Raw genomic sequence first — 22,539 nt, forward strand, 5'->3', positions numbered from 1 at the left:
TTTTCTCCTGTGGGCTCAGCCGGCGTCGCCGACAAGCCGTTCATGCATCTTGTCGAGCGCGCGTTCGATGTTGGCGTAGCGCTTCTCGTACTTTTTGTCTTTGCTGTGGGCCAGTTCGGTCAGCAGCGCCGCCTGTTCCTGCAGCGCTTCAAGCTGGCCGCACGTCGGCCGTTGACCGCTGTAACGCTCACCGTTGACGGTGAAGGACAGCACCTCGCCATCGGTGACCGGCGCACGTGCCGCCACCTCGGACGAGGCCAGGGCCTTGCCCCAGACCTCGACCAGGCGCTGCGCCAGTGCATCGGGCAATGGCGCCTGGGCGAACTCGGGCTCCTGGTCCAGCTGCAGGTTGACGCCACCGCGCCCGCCCGTGGTGCTCCAGCTGTAGATACGCTTGTCGGCCATGCCGGCCAGCACCATCCAGCCGCCGGTGGCGGCATCGCGGCGCAGCAGCACCTGCGATTCCACCCCTCGGGCCGGCAACACCAACAGCGACAGACCATCTTCGGCCTGGCCACCAAGCAGACTGGTCGCGGCCTGGCCGTAGTTGCCCACCGCCGGCGGCCAACCCTCGCCGACCACCGGCAGGCACTGGCTGGCGGCCAGCGCCGGGCCCGTCAGGGCAGCCAGCACCAGCGCCAGCAGGGCGCGTCGTGGCGCCACTGGCGTCACAGCAGCACGCGCCGCATGTCGGCCAGCACCTGCGACAGGTAGGTGGTGAAACGGGCCGCCAGGGCGCCGTCGATGACGCGGTGGTCGTAGCTCAGCGACAGCGGCAGCATCAGCTTCGGGGCGAATTCCTTGCCGTTCCAGACCGGCTGGATGGACGACTTGGAGACACCGAGGATGGCCACTTCCGGCGCATTCACGATCGGGGTGAAGGCGGTGCCACCAATGCCGCCCAGCGAGCTGATCGAGAAGCAGCCGCCGCTCATGTCAGCCGGGCCGAGCTTGCCGTCACGCGCCTTCTTGGCCAGTTCACCGCTTTCCTGGGCGATCTGCACCACGCCCTTCTTGTCGACGTCACGGATCACCGGCACGACCAGGCCGCTCGGCGTATCAGCGGCAAAGCCGATGTTGAAGTACTTCTTCAGGGTCAGGTTCTCGCCGCTGGCATCCAGCGAAGCGTTGAACTCGGGGAATTTCTTCAGCGCGGCGGCGCTGGCCTTGATCAGGAAGGCTAGCATGGTCAGCTTGATGCCAGCCTTCTCGTTTTCCTTGTTCAGGGCCACGCGCAGGCCTTCCAGATCGGTGATGTCAGCCTGCTCGAACTGGGTGACGTGCGGGATCATCGCCCAGTTGCGGGCCAGGTTGGCGCCGGAGATCTTCTTGATGCGCGACAGCTGCACCACTTCGGTCTCGCCGAACTTGCTGAAGTCGACCTTCGGCCACGGCAGCAGGTTCAGGCCGCCACCGGCAGCAGCCGGAGCACCGGCGCTGGCAACAACGCCACCGGACAGTGCGCCCTTGACGAACTTCTGCACGTCGCCCTTGGTGATGCGGCCGCCCTTCTCGGTGCCCTTGACCTGCTGCAGGTCCACGCCCAGTTCACGGGCGAACACGCGCACGGCCGGGCTGGCATACGGCACATTGGCCGGCAGCACGCCTTCGGCGTTGAACTGCACCGGCGGGGTGGCCGGCTTGCTGGTGGTGACCGCGTCTTCCTGGGCGATTTCGCGCTGGGCCAGCTTGTCGGCGACCGGGGCAACCGCCACCGGCTCGACCTTGGTGCCGGTCTCGACAGCGGCTTCGACCTTGGCCGGAGCAGCCGGCGCGGCAGCGGCGGCGGGCTTGGCAGCCTCTTCGCTGACTTCGATCAGGGCCACGACCTTGCCCTCGGACAGGCCGTCACCGACCTTGACCTTCAATTCCTTGACCACACCGGCGTAGGCCGACGGTACTTCCATCGTCGCCTTGTCCGACTCCAGCGTGACCAGACCCTGGTCCTTCTTGACCGTATCGCCAACCGCGACCAGCACTTCGATCACCGGAATGTCGCTGTAGTCACCGATATCGGGGACAAGTGCTTCCTTGATTTCGGCCATGAACTACTCCAGCAACAATGAGGGAATCCCCTATTGTGGCGTTAGCGGGCCGCAGCGCCAACCGCTACAAGCGAATTCGCCTGCGTATGTCCCCGGACAAGGCCGCGCCAGATCCGTCGTGACGGCCGTATTTTCCGTCCCCGGGCGCGGTTTGTGCGTTGCAGACTGTCTTGCCTGTCCTAGCCAGCCAAACCATTTGTTGCAGGCGATACCACCGTGTTTGGCGCATTCAACCAAGGCTGCAGCGCTTGCCACTGCCCAGTCAGGCGCGGCAACGACCACGCCGCATTGGCCGGACTGGTCGAAGGCAGGGCCAGTACCGGCAGCGCAGCCGCCAAAGGCGGCAAAGCCGGTGCGATCCATCGCTGGAACGCACTGTGTGCCGCAGCGCCGTTACAGGCGATGGCCCGCAGCTCGGGCAGACCGGCCAGCAGCGGTGCAATCGGATTTGGCACTTCGCTGCCGCGCACGATGGCCGCATCCAGACTGCCGGCGCGCTGGCATTGCCCGATCACATCCCATAAGCCAACGCCGGCTTGTTGCAGGCACTGCATACGCTGTGGATAAGGCAGCTGCGCATCGAAGCCGCACAACGCCGCCATCAACGGCCAGAAGCGATTGCGTGGATGCGCGTAATAACGCGATTCATCAAGTGATATCGCACCTGGCATCGAGCCCAGCACCAGCACGCGGCAAGCGGCATTCACCTGCGCTGGCAGGCCCTGCAGCAGATCACCACTCATCACGCGCAGCACAACATCGTGAATGGAAATTTTTGTTGAAGCTTCGTGTCCATGGGATCCCTCTGTTTTTCGCTGAACGCAGTAGTACTGAAAAACCCCTGCGTTTAGAGCGATTCATCTTGCCATCGTTAGGGTGGCCACGCCCCATAACGAGGGCCTTGATAACAACGTAGTCCTGATCGCAACACGAGGAGTTAGTCATGCGTTCCATCAAAATTCTCAGCCTTGCCACGCTCGGCGCACTGGCGCTGTCTTCCACCGCATTTGCGCAGGATGGCAATGGCGATACCGCATCAGGCAAGCATTTTGCCGTGGTTGGCGGCATCAGCCTGCTGCAGCCGAAGAACGATCCGATCGACGGTATTGGCAAAGTCGATGGCGGCCCGGCACCGACGATCAGCGCCAGCTACTACTTCAACGACAACTTCGCCGTTGAACTGTGGGGCGCAGCCGACAAGTTCGACCACCGCGTGCGCACCGATGGCGGCGCCAAGGTTGGCAGCGTCGAGCAGCAGCCGCTTGCACTGAGCGCGCAGTACCACTTCGGCCAGGCGGACAACGTGTTCCGTCCGTTCGTTGGCCTGGGTTACTACGAGTCGAACTTCAGCAACGAGAAGATCGACGGCCTGAGCAGCACCGGCAACCACGTTGGCGTTGAAACCGCCAAGGGCGCAATCGGCACCGTCGGCGTCGACATGAACATCAACTCGACCTGGTTTGCCCGCGCTGACGCACGTTACATGCAGTCGCGCCCTGACCTGCGCATTGCTGGCCAGAATGCAGGCGAGCTGAAGCTGGATCCGTGGACCGTGGGCTTCGGCCTGGGTGCACGCTTCTAAGCGACAACGTTCCTGGCAACACCGTTGTAGATTCAATGCAGTGGTAGTAAGTGAAACACGGGCCGTTCGCGGCCCGTTTTTTTTTATGTCGCTGATCAAAGCCAAAGCCGGAGCAAGAGCTACCCCTCCCCAGCCCTCCCCTGCCCCTACGGGGCAAGGGAGGGGGGGATCATGGGCTGCCGTCATCACTCCACTGCAGCGCCAGATAATCGAAGTTGTGCTGTAGCCGGGGCTTCACCACATCGAAGAACGGCGACACATCGAAGTCGCGCGGCGTGTACAGGCTGTAGTTGCGGATATGCAGGATCTCCTGCGACTGCTCGGCGCCACCTACCTGCGCCAGCACCGTCTCGATCTCCGGCAGGATCGGGTAGCGGATCGACTCGAAGGCCTGCGCCAGCAAGGTCGAACAGATGGCCTTGGTCGGCTCACCACTGCCCAGCGCGATCAGGCGCCGACGCATATGACCGGGCACTGGCGGCTGCCTGATCAGGTAACGCGCCAGATCGAACACGTTCTTCAGGTCATAGCTGTAACCCAGCCTTGCCCGCATGAAGCCCACCAGCTGATCCACCACCACCGGCGACAAACCCTGCGGACGACAGATGCGGGTGTGCTGATTGGCGAATTCGGTCAGCGGTATCCGCCGCACGCCTTGTTCCACATCCACGTCGATCAGCATCGGCTGCGGCTTGCCACCTTCCAGTAGCGGCTCTTCGCCGATGTACAGCGCCGCATGCGACCAGGTGGACTGGCTCAGGTATTTGATTGCTGTGGAGAAGCGGCTATTGCCCTCTACCAGCAACACATCACCACGCCGCAAGGTACTCAGCAACATGGCCGGGTCGCTGGTGGACGGCCGCATCTGGTTGGCGCGTGGCTGTGCCAGGAAGTGCGCCAAGCGGCGCCCGAAAAACTGCAGCAAACCCATCAACGATCTCCGTCAGTGTCCGCACCAGACTAGCCGTGACAGCCCCCGCCCGCCATCGGTCACAAGCTCAGCGCGGGCTGCGGTCAAAGCCGCGGTAGCGTTGATGATGGCGAACCCTACGCCGCAGCAGCCAGGCGTACATGCCCGCATAACCGAGCAGCAAGGCCGCCATCGCCAGCAGACCGGCATGGCTGAGCCAACCCGATTCCGGCCACGGCACGCTGTTCACCGATGCCTGCCAGCCCTGCACCATGCCGGCGACCACGCGCACCACGATCATTGCGGTCAACGCCAGCACCAGCCAGGTATTGGGCATGTAATGCAGCGCCTCCGGGCCGGGCTCGAAGCGGGTCAGGTAGTGGCCGAGCACACCGACCAGCAGGCCTGCCAACCAGCCCAGCGCGGCGTAGGACCAGGCGCCCGGCCACCAGAAGCCGGCGATGCCGACGAACACCGCGAACAGGCCGGTGGACACCAGCGTCGCCCAGTAGTTGAAGATGATCAGCCAGGGCCGCGCCTGCCGGCGCGCGCCTCCGCTGCGCACGCGCTGCCACAGCGACAGCGGCATCAGCAGCAACATGATCGCGACGAAAACCAGTATCGCCAGCGGCAGAGCGAACAGCAGTGGCATGGGCCTGATCCGTTGATGCAGGCCCAAAGATTACGCCATGCCGAATACCGGTAGTGCCGAGCCATGCTCGGCAGAGGCTTTACCAGCATTCCCAACCCGTAGTGCCGAGCCATGCTCGGCAGGGGCTTTACCGGGCCCCAAACCTGTAGGAGCGGCGTAAGCCACGAAGCAAGCGCACCACCGGATCGCAACGTCGCGCGCACCTGTGGCGATATCGGCTTCGCGGCTTACGCCGCTCCCACATTGGGCTGCCGGTAGAGCCCCTGCCGAGCATGGCTCGGCACTACAGGGCAGTCCCGGTCCAGCGGTGAAGCTTAGAACGCCGGCAGTACCGCGCCCTTGTACTTCTGCTCGATGAAAGCCTTCACTTCCGGACTGGTCAGAGCCTTGGCCAGCTTCTGCACGCGGGCGTCATCCTTGTTGTCCGGGCGCGCGACCAGGAAGTTCACGTACGGCGACTCGCTGCTTTCAATCGCCAGTGCGTCCTTGGTCGGGTTCAGGCCGGCATCCAGCGCGTAATTGGTGTTGATCAGGGCCAGATCGACCTGGTCCAGCACGCGCGGCAGCATCGCCGAATCCAGCTCGCGGAACTTGAGCTGCTTCGGGTTCTCGGTGATGTCACGTTGGGTGGACAATGCGTTGCTCGGGTCCTTGAGCTTGATGACACCGGCGGTGTCCAGCAGGATCAGCGCGCGGCTGTTGTTGCTGGGGTCATTCGGGATCACCACGTCAGCGCCGTTGGGCAGTTCAGCCAGCGACTTGAAGCGACGCGAATAGGCACCGAACGGCTCGATATGCACGCCGGTGACGGTGACCAGATCGGTCTTGCGGTCCAGGTTGTAAGCCTTGAGGTAAGGCTCGGTCTGGAAGTAATTGACGTCCACCTGCTTCTGCACCAGCTGGTCATTGGGCTGCACGTAGTCGTTGAACACGCGCACGTCGAGCTTGACGCCTTCCTTCTCCAGCAGCGGCTTGACCACCTGCAGAATCTCGGCATGCGGCACGGCGGTGGCGGCGACCACCAGCTTGGACTCGTCGGCGGCAGGCTTGCCGCAGGCAGACAGGGCCAGCACGGCGGCAATCAGGGGAAAGGTGAGCAGCTTGTTCATCGGTAACGAGATCCCGTGGGGAAGGATGGTGTGGACATACGCTAACAGGCCGGCACGCAACGTGCCGGCCCGCAGTCATTCCATTACTTGCGGCTGTAATGCGTAACCAGGCGGTCGCCGAGCATCTGCAGCAGCTGCACCAGCACCAGCAGCAGTACCACGGTAACCAGTGCCACGTCGGTGTGCGAACGCTGGTAGCCATCGCGGAAGGCCAGGTCGCCGAGGCCGCCGGAGCCAATCGCACCGCCCATTGCGGTGAAGCCGATCAAGGCGATGGTGGTGACGGTGGCACCGGCGATCAGGCCCGGTCGCGCTTCCGGCAGCAGTACCTTGAAGACCAGCTGTTTGGTGGTCGCACCCATTGCCTGGCTGGCTTCGATCACGCCACGGTCGACTTCACGCAGTGCGGTTTCCACCAGACGCGCGTAGAACGGTGCAGCGCCAACCACCAACGGCAGGATCGCGCCACGCACACCCAGCGAAGTGCCCATCATCGCCAGCGTCACCGGGATCAGCACGATCATCAGGATGATGAAGGGCACCGAGCGCAGCAGGTTCACCAACAAGGCAGTGATGCCGTAGACCACCGGCTTGCGGTGCAGCTGCGGCGAGCCGGTCAGGAACAGCAGCACGCCCAGCGGCAGGCCAATGGCCAGGGTCAATGGCAGCGAGCCGGCCAGCATCAGCAAGGTGTCGATGGTGGCCTGGCCGATATCGGCCCACTTGCCAGCATCCAGATGGCGGAAGAAGCCTTCCGCGGCAGTTGCAATGATCATCGGCGCAGCTCCTCGACGTGCACACCAGCAGCGATGAAGGCTGCCTGCGCGGCGTTCTGGTCGCCGCCTACCAGGGCCACGGTCAGCTGGCCGTAGGGCGTGTCCTTGATGCGGTCGATGCGGCCGGTAAGGATGTTGTAGTCCACCCCCGTGTCGCGGGCGATGCGCCCCAACAACGGTTCGTAAGTGCCTTCACCGAGGAAGGTCAGACGCACGATGCGACCACCGACGGCAGCGAAATCGCGCAGCTGCTCGCCTTCGTCCACATGTTCGGACTCGGAGACGAAACGACGGGTAGTCGTGTGCCGGGGATGCAGGAAGACCTCGGTGACCGGGCCCATCTCCACCATGTGGCCTGCATCGAGCACGGCAACGCGGTCGCAGACGCGGCGGATCACATCCATTTCGTGGGTGATCAGCACGATGGTCAGGCCCAGCTCGCGGTTGATCTTGGCCAGCAGCGCCAACACCGAGGCGGTGGTCTGCGGGTCCAGCGCGCTGGTGGCCTCGTCGCACAGCAGGATCTGCGGGCGCGTGGCCAGCGCGCGGGCAATGCCGACACGCTGCTTCTGCCCGCCGGACAGCTGCGACGGATACTTGGCCGCATGCTCTTCCAGCCCGACCATGCGCAGCAGCTCGGCCACGCGGGCGTCGATCTCGGCCTTGGGCGTGCCGGCCAGTTCCAGCGGGAAGGCCACATTGGCCGCGACGGTACGTGCCGACAGCAGGTTGAAGTGCTGGAAGATCATGCCGATGCGTCGGCGCAGCGCGCGCAGGCCGTCGGCGTCCAGCGCGGTGGCGTCCTGGCCATCGATCAGCACCTGCCCGCCGCTTGGTTCTTCCAGGCGGTTGATCAGGCGGATCAGGGTCGACTTGCCGGCACCGGAGTGGCCGATGATGCCGAACACTTCGCCGGCCTGGATCTTCAGGTCGAGCGGATGCAGCGCGGTGATCGCGCGGCCGTCGACGGCATAAGCTTTCTGCAGGTGCTGGAACTCGATCACTGCCAGGGCAACCGGAGGGCATAAGTAAGGGGCGTGCAGCCTAGCAGCGCCGGGGCCCCGGCGCGCGTGCCGCAAACCGGAATCTTATTCCTTTTGGTTCTAAGCGAAACCAGTCGGGGATATGGTGGGGGGTAGTTCTGTTTGTGGGAGCGGCGTCAGCCGCGAAGCAGATGGACCACCAGATCGCGGCAATACCTGTTCATATGGCATCACCAGCTTCGCGGCTGACACCGCTCCTACAGTTCCTCCCCCTCCCTTTGGCGAAGCCAAGGGGAGGGCTGGGGAGGGGTCGGCTTTCAGGGATGATCAATCTGATCCGGCCGCTGCGCCCGCTGCACGCGTTCACGGTGCAGCAGGTACAGGCCGCTGGCGACGATGATGCCGGCGCCGATCCAGGTCCAGCGGTCGGGCAGCTTCTGCCAGAGCAGCACGTCCCAGCCGATCACCCAGACCAGCCCGGTGTACTCCAGCGGCGCGATCATCGAGGCCTGGCCCAGCTGGAATGCCCGGGTCAGCGCGATCTGGCCCAAGGCCCCGGCCAGGCCCATGCCGGCGATCAGCGCGGCGTGCTTCCACTGCAGCGGCTGCCACTGCGGCCAGGCCAGCAGGCCGGCGCCGATCGCCATGATCAGCAGGAACCAGACCACCATCGATTGCGGGGTATCCGTACGGGTCAGCAGGCTGACCGTGACCGCCGCGATTGCGTAAGCCGTCGCCGCCAGCAGCACCATCAGGCCCGGGAACGAGATGAAACCATCCACGCCCGGGCGCAGCACCACCAGCACGCCGATCAGGCCGATGCCGATGGCGACCCAACGCCGCGGCCCCACGTGCTCACCCAGCAAGGGCACCGACAGTGCCGCTACCAGCAAGGGCGCGACAAAGTAGATCGTATAAGCAGTGGACAACGACAAGGTGCGCAGCGCATAGACGAAGCAGCCGATCATCACCATGCCGAGCACGCCGCGCAGCAGATGCAGGCCCCAACGTACCGGGATGATCGAGCGCGGCCCAGCGGTGGCAAGCACCCATACAAGGACGAACGGCAGCGAGGCTGCACCGCGCAGCATGGTGACCTGCAGGGTGGGATAACTGCTGGACAGCATCTTCATGCCAGCGTCCATGCAGGAGAAGAAAGCGACAGCGGCCAGCATCCAGATGATGGCCCGCACGGGGGATTTGGTAGGCGACATGGCGCCATTATCCGCTGCCGGGGCCCTGCTTGCAGACTGTCAGCAGTAATGGGCGATGTTATGTTCTGGCCATCCCCAACCTGGGCCCGACCATGCGCAAACCACTGAAGCATCCAGCTGCCGCGCCTCGCCTGCTGCGTTTTGCCCCGTTGCTGCTCGCTGTCGTGCCCTGGGTTGCCACTGCCGCGCAGGCACCCAGCGCTGAAGCGCTGGCACAGTTGGATGGCTTTGCGCTGGGGCTGCAGGCCGCCGGCCAGTTCTCGGGCACGGTGTTGATCGCCAGCGGCGATGAGGTGGTGTTCGAGAAAGCCTATGGCGCGCGCGATGAGCAGCAGGAAGCACCGCTGCAGGTGAATGACCGCTTCAACCTGGCTTCGGCCGGCAAGATGTTCACCAGCGTGGCGATCCTGCAGCAGATCGCCGCCGGTCGCCTCAACCTGGACAGCAAGGTCGGCGAGGTGCTCAAGGACTACCCCAATCGTCAGTTCGCCACTGAGGTGACCGTCCGCCAACTGCTGACGCATAGCGCCGGTGCGGGCGATATCGACGAGCTTTTTGGCGCCGAACACAGTGCCGATCGCGCACGACTGGGCAGCCTGGAGGAGATGGTCGCACTGCATGCCGGGCGCGCCCCGGAGTTCGCGCCCGGCAGCGCGCAGAAGTACGGCAACTTCGGCTACCTGGTATTGGGGCGGATGCTGGAAGTCCTCTCCGGGCAGGATTTCGAAAGCTACATCCGCCAGCACGTGCTGCAACCGGCCGGCATGCAAGATACCGGCTTCGTGGCCTGCGACGATCCCGCTGCCGATCTGGCACGGGCGTATGCGGAGGTGGATGGCAAGCGTGTGCGCAACTGCGCCACCCAACCCAACCGTGGCCTGCCCGCCGGTGGCGAAGTGGGCAATGCGCGCGACATGTTCCGCTTCGTGCAGGCTTTGAATGCCGGCAAGCTGCTGCCAGCGGCACTGTTCGGACAGGCCACGCAAACCCAACGCGAATTCATGGGCCTGGGATTCTTTGCCACCGGCTACGGCAAGGACGTGCCGGCCCGCGACTTCCGCTGGGGCCATGGTGGCAGCACCGACGGTGTCTGCACCGACGTGCGCCATTACCCGGCAACCGGCGAGACCGTGATCGTGCTGTCCAACAAGGATGCGCCGGCCTGTTTTGCGGTTTCCGGCCTGCTGCACGCGCAGTGGAAGCAGCCTTGAACGAAAGACAGCCGCAGGCCTCGCCGCAGCTTTGCCCGCTCCTAACGAATATTTCCCAAGCACCATGCAAGGATGCGCGCCGATGAAACCTCGCACCACACTATTGCTGGCTCTCTCACTGAGTCTGGCCACCCTCGCCGCCCCGGCATTCGCGCAACCGGCCTGCAGCCCACGCTATCCGCCGCCGACCACGATTGCCGCCATGTTCGACATGGCAGCGGTCACCGCCGATACGCTCGATGCCCTGCCCGGCGTGGATGTGGCTATCGCTGCGCGTGGCGGCCAGGACCTGAGCAAGTACGGGCTGCGCCATAGCCACCTTGCCTTCCTGGTGCGCAACGACGCCGGCAGCTGGGACGTGGTGCACCTGCTCAACCGCTGCAAGACCGACAGCTCCGACCTGTACCGCGAAGGTTTGGTGAACCTGGTTGGCGAAAGCTCGATCACCACCGACCTGCGGGTTGGCATTCCCACGCCGGAAGTCCGCGCAGCGTTGAAGGCATTGCTTGCCGGCGCTGCACCACGGGCACGTGCACTGCATGAGCCGCGCTACAGCATGCTGGCCTATCCCGGCAGCAGCGAGTACCAGAACTCCAACCAATGGATCCTGGAAGTCGCCGCAGCGGCAATGGCGCAGGCCGCAGGCGATGCGCCCCTCGCTGACCGCGACAGCGCCTTGGCCTGGCTCAAGCAGAAGGGCTATACGCCGTCACGCATGCACATCGGCATCGGCAAGCGGCTGGGTGCGCGTTTCCTTGCCGACAACGTGGCAGTTACCGATCACCCGGCCAGCGAACGCATCTCCGGCAACTACTCGGTGGTGACAGTGGAGTCGGTGTTCGACTTCCTGCATCGCAGTGGTGCGCTGGAACGCGAACTTGCCGTCGCCCATCAAACACCCGTGCCGGCAATGACCGGAAGCAACACGCAAGCCCCAACACGTCAGCAGGAAGCGACCCCATGAAGCATTTGTTCAACAGCGGCATCCTCGCCGTTACCATCGCCGCCAGCCTTGGCCTCACCACGGGTGAAGTCCGCGCAGGCGAAATCAACGGCTCACAAGCCTCCGTGCTGGTGACTGGTTCCAGCGTGGTGATGGTGGTGTCCGGCCCGATCTTCCTGTCTGCGGCAGGCGTGCGCGGTGCAGCCGACATGTCCAAGGAATCCAGCGAACGCCGCGAGGAGAAGCGTCGCGCCAGCGCCGGTCCGCTGCCTGACCTGGAAGTGAAATCGGTGGAGACCGCCGCCGATGGCGGCCGCCGCGTCACCCTGGAAGATCCAGCCAATGCCGAGAACCGCGCCACCCTGCAGTGGCCAAAGCGCGAAGATGATCCGGCGGCCGGTTTCACGGTTGGCAGCAAAGTCGCTTTCCAGCCGAGCCCGCAGGGCGCCGGTTGGATGCTGCGTAATCCGGAGGGCGCTGCATTGGCGTTCGTGCCCACCATCGAGGCGGTGGATGAGAGCCGCACGCAGACCTTGTGATCGCGCATTTGTTCCTTTGAGGAGTATTTGATGAAAACCCTGCTTTCCGTTGCCTGCGTCGTGGCAGTCAGTTGCCTGTCGGTAACCGCACCTGCCCGCGCTGGCGCCGACCTGAATCGTTCCGAGGTCTCCACGCTGGTGACCTCGGCCGGCGCATCGATGCTGGTGTCCGCACCGTTGCTGCTGGTGGCATCAGCTGCCGACAAGTCGTCCGCAACCTCAGGTGAGCGTCAGACCCGCCGCATCAACGCTGGTCCGCTGCCGGACATGAAGGTCGAAGCGATTACCCAGGATGCCGATGGCGGCCGCAGCGTGGCGCTCGCCGATCCTTTGGATGCGGCCAACACCGCATCTCTGCATTGGCCACAGCGAGAGGACAACCCGGCCGGGAACTTCGTGCTCGGGCAGACGGTGGCGTTCACGCCGAGCCCGCAAGGTGCGGGTTGGATGGTGCGGGCTGAAGATGGCGCGGTGCTGACCTTTGTGCCGGCGATTGAAGCGGCGTCGGTGAGTCATAGCGGGAAGCTTTGAGGCTGCGGTGCTTCGAGGCTCCAGATCGTAGAAATGTCTGAAGCATCCCTTCTCCTGCTTGCGGGAGAAGGTGCCCGAAGGGCGGATGAGGGCGCTTTGGCATTGGCTTTTGTAATTTGAAGCTCAAGCGCCCGCAGGGCTGACAGCACAAGCAAAAGCTGCCCTCACCCCAACCCCTCTCCCGCCATGCGGGAGAGGGGCTCAGTCAGCTTGATCGCAGGCAGCATGCACTCCTGCGGCCGTTGTCATCTGGCGCTCAAACGCCAGCAAAGCCAACCGCACAAGCAAAAGCTGCCCTCACCCCAACCCCTCTCCCGTGAACGGGAGAGGGGCTCAGTCTGCTTGATTGCTGGCAATGTGCACTCCTGCCGCCGTTGACATCCGCCTCGACCACACCAGCTACAATAGGCATCGACCTGCCTTTCCAGGCACGGCCCCTCCCCCTTCTATCGATGCAGTGCCCACCGGCGCTGCCTGTGCCTGTTCATGTCCTCACATCCGTCCATCCGCTTCGCCCCGCTTACCCCCACCTCGCTGCTGCTGGCCGTGCTGGCAATGGGCGCCGTGGTGCTGGGCTCGAATGTGCTGGTGCAGTACCCGATCAATGACTGGCTCACCTGGGGCGCTTTCAGCTACCCGGTCGCCTTCCTGGTCAGCAACCTGATCAATCGCCGCTTCGGCCCACAGGCGGCTCGCCGCGTGGCCTGGGCCGGCTTTGCGGTGGCGGTGGTGCTGTCGGTGTGGATCGCCACGCCACGTATCGCGGTTGCCTCGTGCTCGGCCTTCATCGTCGCGCAGCTGCTGGACATCACCGTGTTCGACCGGCTGCGCGCCGGCAACTGGTGGCGTGCGCCGATGGTGGCCACCACCTGCAGCGCCACCGTCGATACCGCCATCTTCTGGTCGATCGCCTTTGCCGGCTCGCAGCTGCCGTGGCTCAGCTGGGCCGCAGGCGATCTGGCGGTGAAGCTGGCCATCGGCGTGTGCCTGTTGGCACCGTTCCGCGCCCTGCTGTGGAAGATGGCGCCGCTGCGCGGCAATACCCGCTGAGCGCTGCAGCCCGGTACCAAGCCGGGCTGCTTTCCAGCATCACTCCGCGTGCTTGCCCGGTTCGAAGGGCAGCCCCTGCGCAATCGCTGCGGCGCTGATCGCCGCGCATGCCGCTTCTATCCCAGGCGTCGGCACGGCAATACGTGGGCGCCGGTCCAAGGTGCAGCTCAGGCCCACATCCAGCAGCGTCGCATGCGCCTCATGCAGCGCCTGCGCCGTGGCTTCCGGCAACCAACCTGCCGCCGCCAATGCGGAAATCAGCAACGGGGTTGCCCTCGGTTCGCATAGCGACGGCGTGTGTTGTGCCTGCGACAGCACGCCGGTCTGCAGCACGAACTCCAGGTCGACCAGACCACCCGCGCCCTGCTTCAAGTCCAGACGTCCAGCATCGCTGCGGTCCAGCTCAGCGCGCATGCGCGCACGCATCTTCAGCACGTCGCCGAACAACACCTCATGCTCACGCGCGCGGCCCAGCGTCAGTGCACGTACCTGCTCAAAATCCGCCAGCAGCGATGCATCACCGGCCACGCCACGCGCGCGTACCAGTGCCTGATGCTCCCAGGTCCAGGCGCGTTCGCGCTGGTACTCGGTATAGCTTGCCAGTGACGACACCAGCGCGCCCTTGCCGCCGTCCGGGCGCAGGCGCACATCGATGTCGTACAGGCGGCCGGCGGCGGTCACCGCACCGAGCAAGGCCATCACCTTCTGCGCAAGACGGGCAAACCAGCGGCCGCTGTCCAAGGGACGCGGACCATTGCTGCCGTCGCTGCCAGCCGGGCTGTCGTACAGGAACACCAGGTCCAGATCCGAACCGAAGCCCAGCTCAACGCCGCCGAGGCTGCCGTAACCGATGATCGCAAAGCGTCCGCCGAGCACTTCACCATGCGCCTGCAGCATGTCGGCATGCGCCATCTGCAGCACGGTCACCACCACCGCATCGGCCAACTGCGCCAGTTGCTGCGTGCAGTCCACCGCACGCTGGCGGCCATCGTGGAAGGCCAAGGCCATGCGGAAGCTCAGCGCGAGTCGCACTTCATTGAGTGCGCGCAGTGCTGCTTCCGGGTCATCGATCTGCAGGGCGCTGGCGCAGGCGTCCTGCATTTCCTGCGCGTCCGGCATTGGTCCGGCGACGCGGGTATCCAGCAACTCGTCCAGCAGCAGCGGGAACGCGACCAGCCGCTCGGACAACAAGGCGCTGCGTGCCAGCACGTTGACCAGCCGCGTCAGGGCGCTGGGTTGTTCGTCCAGCAGCGCCAGATAGCTGGTGCGGCGCAGGATGGCCTGCAGCAGGCCGAGCACGCGGCGCAGCGCGGCATCGGGTTGCGGCGATCGGGTGGCGGCATGCAGCAGTGCCGGCAACACCCGGTCCAGACGCGCACGTGCGCTGTCGGACAGTGACTTCACACCCAGCGACTGGGCGAACTCGCGCAGCGATTGATCTGCGCCATTGGCATCGGCGAAGCCGGCTTCGGCCAGCACCTCGGCGCTGCCGCCGCCGGGCAGCACCCGCCAATAGCTGGACAGCACATCCGGTGCCGCCTGGCCCTGGCGCGGCGCAAGCAATGCACCGAATTCAACGCTGACGCGTTCGCGCTGTTCGTTCAGGGCTGCAAGCAAGGCATCCCAATCCGCATAGCCGAGGCCGAGGGCGACGCGGCTGCGATCCAGCGGGTCGTTGGGCAGGCAGTGCGTCTGCGCGTCGCGCAGCATCTGCAGGCGGTTCTCGACGCGGCGCAGGAAGCGATAGGCCTGGATCAGGTCATTGCCATCCGCGGCTGCCATCTGCCCGCCTTCGACCAGCGCGCGCAGCGCAGGCAACAAGCGTCGCTCGCGCAAGGCCGCCTCGCGGCCGCCGCGGATCAGCTGCAAGGCCTGGGCGAGGAACTCGATCTCGCGGATGCCACCGGGGCCCCGCTTGATGTCATCCAGCCGATCCTTGCGCGCGACCTCGGCGGTGATCGCCGCTTTCATTTCGCGCAGGCCATCAAGCGCGGTGAAGTCGAGGTAACGGCGGTAGACGAAGGGGCGCAGCGTCTCCAGCCACGCTTCACCGGCAGCGATGTCGCCGGCGACCGCGCGCGCCTTGATCCAGGCGTAGCGCTCCCAGTCGCGGCCTTCGCGCTGGAAATACTGGTCCATGCCGGCGAATGACAACGCGACCCGGCCAGCCGTGCCGAACGGTCGCAGGCGCAGATCGACGCGGTGGCTGAAGCCTTCTGCGGTGGTTTCGTCCAGCAGCCGCGCCAGGCGCTGACCCAGCCGCGCGAAATACTCCTCGGCCGCCAGCGGACGCGCACCATCGGACTCGCCGTTGTGCGGGTAGGCGTAGACCAGATCGATATCGGAAGAGAAATTCAGCTCGCCACCGCCGAGCTTGCCCAGCCCGAACACCACCAACTGCTGTGTGCTGCCAGCGGCGTCGCGAACCACGCCGTGGCGGCTGGCGAACTCCTGTTCCAGCGCTGTCAGCGCAAGTTGCAGGCATTCCTCGGCCAGACGGGTAGCGCCAGCCAGGGTGGCATCGACGTCATCGAGCTCGAGCAGATCGCGCCAGATCAGCCGGGTCGAGGCCGCGGCGCGGTAACGGCGCAGCTGGGTTGGCCAAGCAGTGGGTTGCAGCGGGTCCAGCTCAGGCAGCGGCAAGGGCGCGGGATCGGCCTGACCCAGCAGCTGCAGCAGCTCCGGCTGCCGGCACAGGGTATCGATGGCGAAATCACTGGTGATCGCCAGTTGCCGCAGGCCGGCCTCGAATTCCCTGGATTGCGGCCATTGCGCCGGGTCAGGCGCGGCCAGCTTGAGCCGGCTCAAGGCGCGTTCGACTACAGGCTGAACAGATTCAGATGCTGCGGGGGCGATTTGGTTCATCCACCGATTCTGGCATCTGTGGGCGAGCAGTCGCCATCTCCGGGGATCAGGCAATAAAAAAGCCCGCTGACAGCGAACTGTCAGCGGGCCTTGCTCCCTCCCCCACGTCGGGATGCAGGGCGATCCTGCCGGGTGCGCAGACAACTTGCACGCTGCAGTGCAAAACAATACTGGGGAGTACAAGAGCACTGGATCCGTAATGACCATTCCACCAAGGTCCAACCCCCCTGTTCACGCCGAAGGGCGATAATCGGGTATTCCCCCAACAAACCGTAGTCGTCATGTCTGTCGAACGCATCTTGGACCCGCGCCTGCGCGACCGCATCGTTTCCGCCGAACAAGCCGCGGCCCTCATCCAGCCCGGCGAAACCGTGGCCATGAGCGGCTTCACCGGTTCGGGTTACCCCAAGGCGGTGCCGCTGGCGCTGGCGCAGCGCATTGAAGAGGTGCACGCCGCAGGCCAGCCGTTCAAGATCAAGCTGATGACCGGCGCGTCGACTGCACCGGAGCTTGATGGCGCGCTAGCCAAGGCCGACGCCATCGCGATGCGCATGCCGTTCCAGACCGACCCGGATGCACGCAAGCGCATCAACGAAGGCACGCTGGACTACATCGACATCCATCTTTCGCACGTTGCCCAGCACGTGTGGTTTGGCTTCTACGGTGAAATCGATACTGCGGTCGTCGAAGTCTCGGCGATTCGCGAAGACGGTTCGCTGGTGCCCTCCACCTCGGTCGGCAACAACAAGACCTGGCTGGACCTGGCCAAGAAGGTGATCATCGAGGTCAACGAATGGCAGCCCGCCGACATCGAGGGCATGCACGACATCTACTACGGCACGGCGCTGCCGCCGCACCGCAAGCCGATCCCGCTGATCCACGCCAATGACCGCATCGGCCAGACCACGCTGGACGTGGACCCGGACAAGATCGTGGCGGTGGTGCGTACCAATGGGCCGGACCGCAACAGTCCGTTCAAGCCCATCGATGAGGACAGCCGCCAGATCGCCGGCTACCTGATCGAGTTCCTCAAGCACGAAGTAGCCAAGGGCCGCCTGCCGGCCAACCTGCTGCCGTTGCAGTCGGGCGTGGGCAATATTCCCAATGCGGTGCTGGCTGGCCTGGCCGAAAGCGGCCTGCGCGGCCTGACCTCGTTCACCGAGGTGATCCAGGACGGCATGCTGGACCTGCTCAAGTCCGGCGTGCTCGAGTACGCCTCCTGCACCGGTTTTGCGCTGAGTCCGGAGGCGAACGAAGAGTTCAAGCGCAACATCAAGTTCTATCGTGAGCGCATCATCATGCGCACGCAGGAGATCTCCAATCATCCGGAACTGGTGCGCCGCCTCGGCTGCATCGGCATGAACGGCATGATCGAGGTGGACCTGTACGGCAACGTCAACTCCACCCATGTGATGGGCAGCCGCATCATGAACGGCATCGGCGGCTCCGGTGACTTCACCCGCAATGGCTTCCTGTCCACCTTCCTGAGCCCGTCGATGGCCAAGGGCGGTTCGATCTCGGCGATCGTGCCGATGGTCAGCCATGTGGACCACACCGAGCACGATGTCTCGATCATCGTCACCGAGCAGGGCCTGGCCGACCTGCGCGGCCTGCCGCCGCGTGCACGCGCGCGCCAGGTGATCGACAACTGTGCGCATCCGGATTACCGCGACCAGCTCAACGATTACTTCGACCGCGCCTGCCGCGACAGCTATGGCAAGCACACGCCGCACCTGCTGCCGGAAGCCCTGTCCTGGCATCAGCGCTACATCGACACCGGCAGCATGAAGGCCTGAAGCCCCTCTTGTAGTGCCGAGCCATGCTCGGCAGGGGCTTTGCCAGCGAAAAGCCGCCCTCACCCCAACCCCTCTCCCGTACACGGGAGAGGGGCTAAAGCTGAAGGTCTGAAGACCCACCTGTAGTGCCGAGCCATGCTCGGCAAGGGGCTTTACCAGCGAAAAGCTGCCCTCACCCCAACCCCCGCTCCGCGCCCCGGCCCTTGCGCTGGCGCAAGGTCGTTCGAATGGCTGCGAACCTTTGGTTCGCAAGCAGCCCTTCTCACCCCGCAAACGGGAGAGGGGCTAAAGCTGAAGGCCTGAAGCTCCACCTGTAGTGCCGAGCCATGCTCGGCAAGGGCTTAACCAGCGAAAAGCCGCCCTCACCCCAACCCCCGCTCCGCGCCCCGGCCCTTGCGCTGGCGCAAGGTCGTTCGAATGGCTGCGAACCTTTGGTTCGCAAGCAGCCCTTCTCACCCCGCAAACGGGAGAGGGGCTAAAGCTGAAGGCCTGAAGCTCCACCTGTAGTGCCGAGCCATGCTCGGCAGGGGCTTAACCAGCGAAAAGTCGCCCTCACCCCAACCCCTCTCCCGCTCGCGGGAGAGGGGCTCAAAGCGTAGTGCCGAGCATGGCTCGGCACTACAAATTAAAAACCCCGGGCTTTGCCCGGGGTTTTTCAACAACGCAGCTACAACACCGCTACGCCGTCTTGTCCTTGATCGTGGTGCCAGGACCATTGCCCTTTACGCTGGTGATGCCAGCTTCGCGCGCGGCCTGCGAGGCATACATCTGGCTACTGCCGATCACCTGGTGGTTGGCTGCTTTCAGATTGAAATGGTAGCGACCGTCACTGGCGGTCTTGCGCTCGTAATGCGCTTCATCCGGGCTGTTCTTCTGCACCGAGGCGATGCCGTTCTCCGCCGCAGCACGGGTGGTGTAACGCTCGCTGGTCAGGATGACCTCGGCGTTGCCTGCCTTGAGCACGAAGTAGAACTGACCGTCGCTGCTCTTGTCCAACTCATACCAACCTGCCATTGCAATACCCCACTTGAGGATGATGCCGGCACGCCGCCGCCCTGCTTGCGCAGCCGCATGCGTGGCTGTTGCCCGGGTGACCGGACGTTGGAAGCCGCAAGCTGCCGCGGCTACAGCTGCGACTCTACCTCAATCTTCTGTCCGTTCCAGCCATGCCAGCTTGCGCTCGCGCGGCAGCTGCTTGATCTGCCATTCGGCGCGCGAAGCGGCCGAGCGGTCGGCATAGGCACGACTGGCCAGTATGCGCAGCGGCGGGTGCGCGCGGGTGTAGCGCGCCCCCTTGCCGGCAGCATGGGCCAGGAAACGGGCTTCAACATCGGTCGTGATACCTGCGTAGTAACTGCCATCGCGGCATTCCAGCAGGTATAGAAACCAACCGCCCTTCACCTGGCCCCGCTCCATCCAGACTTACAGGCTGGCTGCGTCAGCAATCTTGCACAGGCCTTCGCCCACTGCCTTGTTGGAGGTCATCTGACCACCCTTGATGCTGAAACGCACTTCAACGCGAACGCTGCCGTCAGGCTGGCGACGCACGGTGGTGCGCAGCGGAACGGTCGAACCACCACCACCACGCACCGGGTTCTCGGCGGCGATGTAGCCGGTGGTCTCGTTCGGGTAGATACCGACCATGCCTTCGGCTTCGATCGCGGCCACGGTCTTGGCGAACGCGACCGGGTAGCTGACACCTTCATGGTCGGTCGAGGCCAGGAACTGCTTGCCGCTGGTGAAGCCACCGGCCACCGACAGGTTCTGCAGGCAGCCACTGCCCGAATCAAAAACTTCCTTCTTGGCCAGCGCCAGCGACGGGACCAGCATCAAAGCCAGCGCCATGGTGCACATACGGAAACGCATCAGTTCCTTCTCCTTGGAGCGGTGATTCATAGGCTTTCCTGCAGGAGAAGGTGCTCCCCCTGTCCCCACGGCAGGCGGGAGGCCTACCACCTCCCGCCGGGTAAACTACTTGGACTGTCCGCTATGCGCCAGTGAAACTGTCACGGATTCCTCAGGCAGCCGCCTCCAGCTGGGCGCGACGGCGGGCGCGCACCGCATCGGCCAGGCGCTCCAGCACCTGCACGGTGCTGTCCCAATCGATGCAGCCATCGGTGATGCTCTGGCCGTAGACCAGCGGCTGGCCTTCGACCAGATCCTGGCGGCCGGCAACCAGATGGCTCTCGACCATCACCCCGACAATGCGCTGCTCACCGGCTTCCAGCTGGCTGGCGATGTCGTCGATCACCTTGGGCTGGTTTTCCGGCTTCTTGCTGCTGTTGGCATGGCTGGCGTCGATCATCAGCCGCGCCGGCAGCTGCGACTTGCCCAGCACGTCGCTGGCGGCCTGCACGCTGGCAGCATCGTAGTTCGGGGTCTTGCCGCCGCGCAGGATCACATGGCAGTCAGGATTGCCCTGGGTCGCGACGATGGCGGTGCCACCTTCCTTGGTCACCGACAGGAAGTGGTGCGGGTGCGAGGCTGCACCGACTGCGTCGGCTGCGATCTTCACATCACCGGTGGTGCCGTTCTTGAAGCCAACCGGGCACGACAGGCCCGAGGCCAGCTCACGGTGCACCTGGCTCTCGGTGGTACGTGCGCCAATCGCGCCCCAGGCCACCAGGTCGGCGATGTACTGCGGGGAGATCACGTCCAGGAACTCCACGCCGGCCGGCAGGCCAAGACGATTGATGTCACGCAGCAGGCCGCGCGCTACGCGCAGGCCCTTGTTGATGTTGAAGCTGCCATCCAGGTCCGGATCATTGATCAGGCCCTTCCAGCCCACCGTGGTGCGCGGCTTCTCGAAGTACACGCGCATGACGATCTCGAGTTCGCCGCTGAGCGCATCGCGCAGCGGGCGCAGGCGCTGGGCGTATTCCATCGCCGCAATCGGGTCGTGGATCGAGCAGGGGCCAACCACGACGGCGAGACGGTCGTCCTGGCCATGCAGGATGCGATGCAGCGAGGCACGCGCGTCGGCCACGGTCTGCGAGGCTTCCTCATCGCAGGGCAGCAGCGCCAACAACTGCGCCGGCGAGGTCAGGGGTTCAAGTTTGCGGATGCGCAGATCGTCGGTATGGGGGGGCATGGCGGGGGGTCTCCAGTTCAAAGCAGTGAATGGTTCTGCCCCCAGCGTGGCGGCATTAAAAAAGCCGCCAGGTTCGCTGGCGGCTTTTCGGGAATGCATCTGAAAGTTTCTTCAGGGTAAGCGCAGTCCTTCCTCCGCCAGCGGCTTGGGAAAGTAGTACCAAAAATAAAAGCTGGCGCGGGCTGCGTTCATGGGGAGCATTGATAACACGGTTTTTTGTGCGATGCGACAGTTACAGAGGCAACAGACCTGCAACGTCGACTGGTTCAGCTTTGGCGAATGGGCAATGGCAGCTCGTCATTCAGCCTTTCAAACAGCTGTTGAATCGGCCAGCGACATCTGCGGGAGCTGCAATCAACAGGCCCTTCTGACACCGCGACCGCGCACGCATCTGAGCCGTGGCCTGTCGCAATGTCTGCGCTGCTATCGTTCATCCCGCGCGGAAATGCGCGTTCCACAGGTAGCTGGACAATCGGCTCGTCGTGGCAGCGATACTGGCAGCTGGTTCAGCGCACAAAGTCATTCCGATGAACGACACCACTTCCGAACTGCTGCAGATCGCCTGCCCGCATTGCAACGCCGTCAACCGCGTCCCTGCCGCCCGCTTGAGCCAGGCACCGTCATGCGGTCGCTGCCATCAGGCCTTGTTTGCCGCAGCGCCAATGGTCTTGGACGCAAGCGCGTTTGAAGCACACGCCAACCGTTCGCAGATCCCCTTGCTGGTGGATTTCTGGGCCAGCTGGTGCGGTCCCTGCCGGCAGATGGCACCGGAATTCGCGAAGGCCGCCGGGCAACTGGAGCCGCACATGCGCCTGGGCAAACTGGATACGGAAGCCGAGCCGGCCATCGCCACGCGCTATGGCATCCGCAGCATTCCGACGATGGTGCTGATCCAGGGAGGACGCGAGATTGCGCGCCAATCAGGCGCCATGCCAGCCAGCAGCATCGTGCAGTGGGCGAGCAAGCACCTGTAGTGCCGAGCCATGCTCGGCAGAGGCGTTCCCGGTAAAGCTCCTGCCGAGCATGGCTCGGCACTACTGGCATGGTCGGTAAAGCTCCTGCCGAGCATGGCTCGGCACTACTGGCATTATCGGTAAGGCCCCTGCCGGGCATGGCTCGGCGCTACTGGCATTGCCGGTAAAGCCCCTGCCGAGCATGGCTCGGCACTACTGGCATTGTCGGTAAGGCTCCTGCCGAGCATGGCTCGGCACTACGGTTGGGTGCTGGTGTTTGTGGGAGCGG

22 protein-coding genes are annotated in these 22,539 nt (G+C 64.5%); 8 read left to right on the forward strand and 14 right to left on the reverse strand.

All coding sequences use genetic code 11. The features are described 5' to 3' along the window. Nucleotides 1-15 precede the first annotated feature (15 nt). The 3 genes from Q5Z11_RS17520 to Q5Z11_RS17530 form a co-directional block, all read right to left on the reverse strand. Entirely contained in the window at nucleotides 16-663 is a 648-nt protein-coding gene (locus Q5Z11_RS17520; RefSeq protein WP_303747575.1) for a hypothetical protein, read from the reverse strand. A gap of 5 nt (nucleotides 664-668) precedes the next feature. Further along, nucleotides 669-2,045, reverse strand: a complete 1,377-nt coding sequence (locus tag Q5Z11_RS17525; protein ID WP_303747576.1) for a dihydrolipoyllysine-residue acetyltransferase — start codon at nucleotides 2,043-2,045, stop codon at nucleotides 669-671. A 179-nt stretch (nucleotides 2,046-2,224) separates the two neighbouring features. Continuing rightward, nucleotides 2,225-2,788 carry a DNA-deoxyinosine glycosylase gene (locus Q5Z11_RS17530; RefSeq protein WP_303747577.1) on the reverse strand — a complete coding sequence of 188 codons (564 nt, stop codon included), beginning with the start codon at nucleotides 2,786-2,788 and terminating at the stop codon, nucleotides 2,225-2,227. A gap of 200 nt (nucleotides 2,789-2,988) precedes the next feature. Between Q5Z11_RS17530 and Q5Z11_RS17535 the strand changes: the two genes are divergently transcribed. Beyond that, nucleotides 2,989-3,627, forward strand: coding sequence for an OmpW/AlkL family protein (locus Q5Z11_RS17535; protein ID WP_303747578.1), 639 nt, complete (start codon nucleotides 2,989-2,991; stop codon nucleotides 3,625-3,627). 169 nt (nucleotides 3,628-3,796) lie between these two features. Here Q5Z11_RS17535 and Q5Z11_RS17540 read toward each other — a convergent pair whose 3' ends face one another. The 6 genes from Q5Z11_RS17540 to Q5Z11_RS17565 form a co-directional block, all read right to left on the reverse strand. Beyond that, on the reverse strand, nucleotides 3,797-4,561 hold the full coding sequence (locus Q5Z11_RS17540) for a YiiX/YebB-like N1pC/P60 family cysteine hydrolase (RefSeq protein WP_303747579.1): 765 nt from the start codon (nucleotides 4,559-4,561) through the stop codon (nucleotides 3,797-3,799). Nucleotides 4,562-4,625: 64 nt separating this feature from the next. Then, nucleotides 4,626-5,189 (reverse strand): DUF1453 domain-containing protein, encoded by a 564-nt coding sequence (locus tag Q5Z11_RS17545; protein WP_303747580.1) that lies wholly within the window; start codon nucleotides 5,187-5,189, stop codon nucleotides 4,626-4,628. Nucleotides 5,190-5,503: 314 nt separating this feature from the next. Then, entirely contained in the window at nucleotides 5,504-6,298 is a 795-nt protein-coding gene (locus tag Q5Z11_RS17550; RefSeq protein WP_303747581.1) for a MetQ/NlpA family ABC transporter substrate-binding protein, read from the reverse strand. Nucleotides 6,299-6,381: 83 nt separating this feature from the next. Beyond that, nucleotides 6,382-7,074, reverse strand: coding sequence for a methionine ABC transporter permease (locus Q5Z11_RS17555; protein WP_303747582.1), 693 nt, complete (start codon nucleotides 7,072-7,074; stop codon nucleotides 6,382-6,384). Continuing rightward, a complete protein-coding gene (locus tag Q5Z11_RS17560; protein ID WP_303747583.1) occupies nucleotides 7,071-8,078 on the reverse strand; it encodes a methionine ABC transporter ATP-binding protein in 1,008 nt (335 codons plus the stop codon). Before Q5Z11_RS17560 ends, Q5Z11_RS17555 begins: the two co-directional genes overlap by 4 nt. Before the next feature lie 296 nt (nucleotides 8,079-8,374). Then, nucleotides 8,375-9,271, reverse strand: a complete 897-nt coding sequence (locus Q5Z11_RS17565) for a DMT family transporter (RefSeq protein WP_303747584.1) — start codon at nucleotides 9,269-9,271, stop codon at nucleotides 8,375-8,377. A 92-nt stretch (nucleotides 9,272-9,363) separates the two neighbouring features. Here Q5Z11_RS17565 and Q5Z11_RS17570 point away from each other — a divergent pair, with 92 nt between their 5' ends. The 5 genes from Q5Z11_RS17570 (at nucleotide 9,364) to Q5Z11_RS17590 (ending at nucleotide 13,545) form a co-directional block, all read left to right on the forward strand. Further along, nucleotides 9,364-10,482, forward strand: a complete 1,119-nt coding sequence (locus tag Q5Z11_RS17570) for a serine hydrolase domain-containing protein (protein ID WP_303747585.1) — start codon at nucleotides 9,364-9,366, stop codon at nucleotides 10,480-10,482. Nucleotides 10,483-10,564: 82 nt separating this feature from the next. Next, complete coding sequence (locus Q5Z11_RS17575; protein ID WP_303747586.1) at nucleotides 10,565-11,446, forward strand: DUF2145 domain-containing protein; 882 nt, start codon at nucleotides 10,565-10,567, stop codon at nucleotides 11,444-11,446. Next, a complete protein-coding gene (locus tag Q5Z11_RS17580; RefSeq protein WP_303747587.1) occupies nucleotides 11,443-11,964 on the forward strand; it encodes a hypothetical protein in 522 nt (173 codons plus the stop codon). Before Q5Z11_RS17575 ends, Q5Z11_RS17580 begins: the two co-directional genes overlap by 4 nt. Before the next feature lie 30 nt (nucleotides 11,965-11,994). Then, complete coding sequence (locus tag Q5Z11_RS17585; protein ID WP_303747588.1) at nucleotides 11,995-12,495, forward strand: hypothetical protein; 501 nt, start codon at nucleotides 11,995-11,997, stop codon at nucleotides 12,493-12,495. Between the two features lie 486 nt (nucleotides 12,496-12,981). Continuing rightward, nucleotides 12,982-13,545 (forward strand): queuosine precursor transporter, encoded by a 564-nt coding sequence (locus tag Q5Z11_RS17590; protein ID WP_303747589.1) that lies wholly within the window; start codon nucleotides 12,982-12,984, stop codon nucleotides 13,543-13,545. A 39-nt stretch (nucleotides 13,546-13,584) separates the two neighbouring features. On the opposite strand, the gene glnE is transcribed toward Q5Z11_RS17590, so the two are convergent. Beyond that, a complete protein-coding gene (gene glnE / locus Q5Z11_RS17595; protein ID WP_303747590.1) occupies nucleotides 13,585-16,410 on the reverse strand; it encodes a bifunctional [glutamate--ammonia ligase]-adenylyl-L-tyrosine phosphorylase/[glutamate--ammonia-ligase] adenylyltransferase in 2,826 nt (941 codons plus the stop codon). Between the two features lie 281 nt (nucleotides 16,411-16,691). Between glnE and Q5Z11_RS17600 the strand changes: the two genes are divergently transcribed. Continuing rightward, complete coding sequence (locus tag Q5Z11_RS17600) at nucleotides 16,692-18,206, forward strand: acetyl-CoA hydrolase/transferase family protein (protein WP_303747591.1); 1,515 nt, start codon at nucleotides 16,692-16,694, stop codon at nucleotides 18,204-18,206. 678 nt (nucleotides 18,207-18,884) lie between these two features. Here the strand turns inward: Q5Z11_RS17600 and Q5Z11_RS17605 are convergent. The 4 genes from Q5Z11_RS17605 to Q5Z11_RS17620 form a co-directional block, all read right to left on the reverse strand. Beyond that, the gene (locus Q5Z11_RS17605) at nucleotides 18,885-19,220 is read right to left on the reverse strand and encodes a YegP family protein (protein ID WP_303747592.1); all 336 of its coding nucleotides are present in this window, start codon (nucleotides 19,218-19,220) and stop codon (nucleotides 18,885-18,887) included. 129 nt (nucleotides 19,221-19,349) lie between these two features. Next, the gene (locus Q5Z11_RS17610; protein WP_303747593.1) at nucleotides 19,350-19,607 is read right to left on the reverse strand and encodes a GIY-YIG nuclease family protein; all 258 of its coding nucleotides are present in this window, start codon (nucleotides 19,605-19,607) and stop codon (nucleotides 19,350-19,352) included. 21 nt (nucleotides 19,608-19,628) lie between these two features. Beyond that, on the reverse strand, nucleotides 19,629-20,102 hold the full coding sequence (locus Q5Z11_RS17615) for a hypothetical protein (protein WP_303747594.1): 474 nt from the start codon (nucleotides 20,100-20,102) through the stop codon (nucleotides 19,629-19,631). A 121-nt stretch (nucleotides 20,103-20,223) separates the two neighbouring features. After that, nucleotides 20,224-21,297 carry a 3-deoxy-7-phosphoheptulonate synthase gene (locus Q5Z11_RS17620; RefSeq protein WP_303747595.1) on the reverse strand — a complete coding sequence of 358 codons (1,074 nt, stop codon included), beginning with the start codon at nucleotides 21,295-21,297 and terminating at the stop codon, nucleotides 20,224-20,226. A 527-nt stretch (nucleotides 21,298-21,824) separates the two neighbouring features. Here Q5Z11_RS17620 and trxC point away from each other — a divergent pair. Then, nucleotides 21,825-22,271, forward strand: coding sequence for a thioredoxin TrxC (gene trxC, locus Q5Z11_RS17625; RefSeq protein ID WP_303747596.1), 447 nt, complete (start codon nucleotides 21,825-21,827; stop codon nucleotides 22,269-22,271). The last annotated feature ends 268 nt before the right edge of the window (nucleotides 22,272-22,539 follow it).

Source organism: Stenotrophomonas sp. 610A2, assembly GCF_030549615.1.
In the GTDB taxonomy this organism is placed as follows: Bacteria; Pseudomonadota; Gammaproteobacteria; order Xanthomonadales; family Xanthomonadaceae; genus Stenotrophomonas; species Stenotrophomonas pigmentata.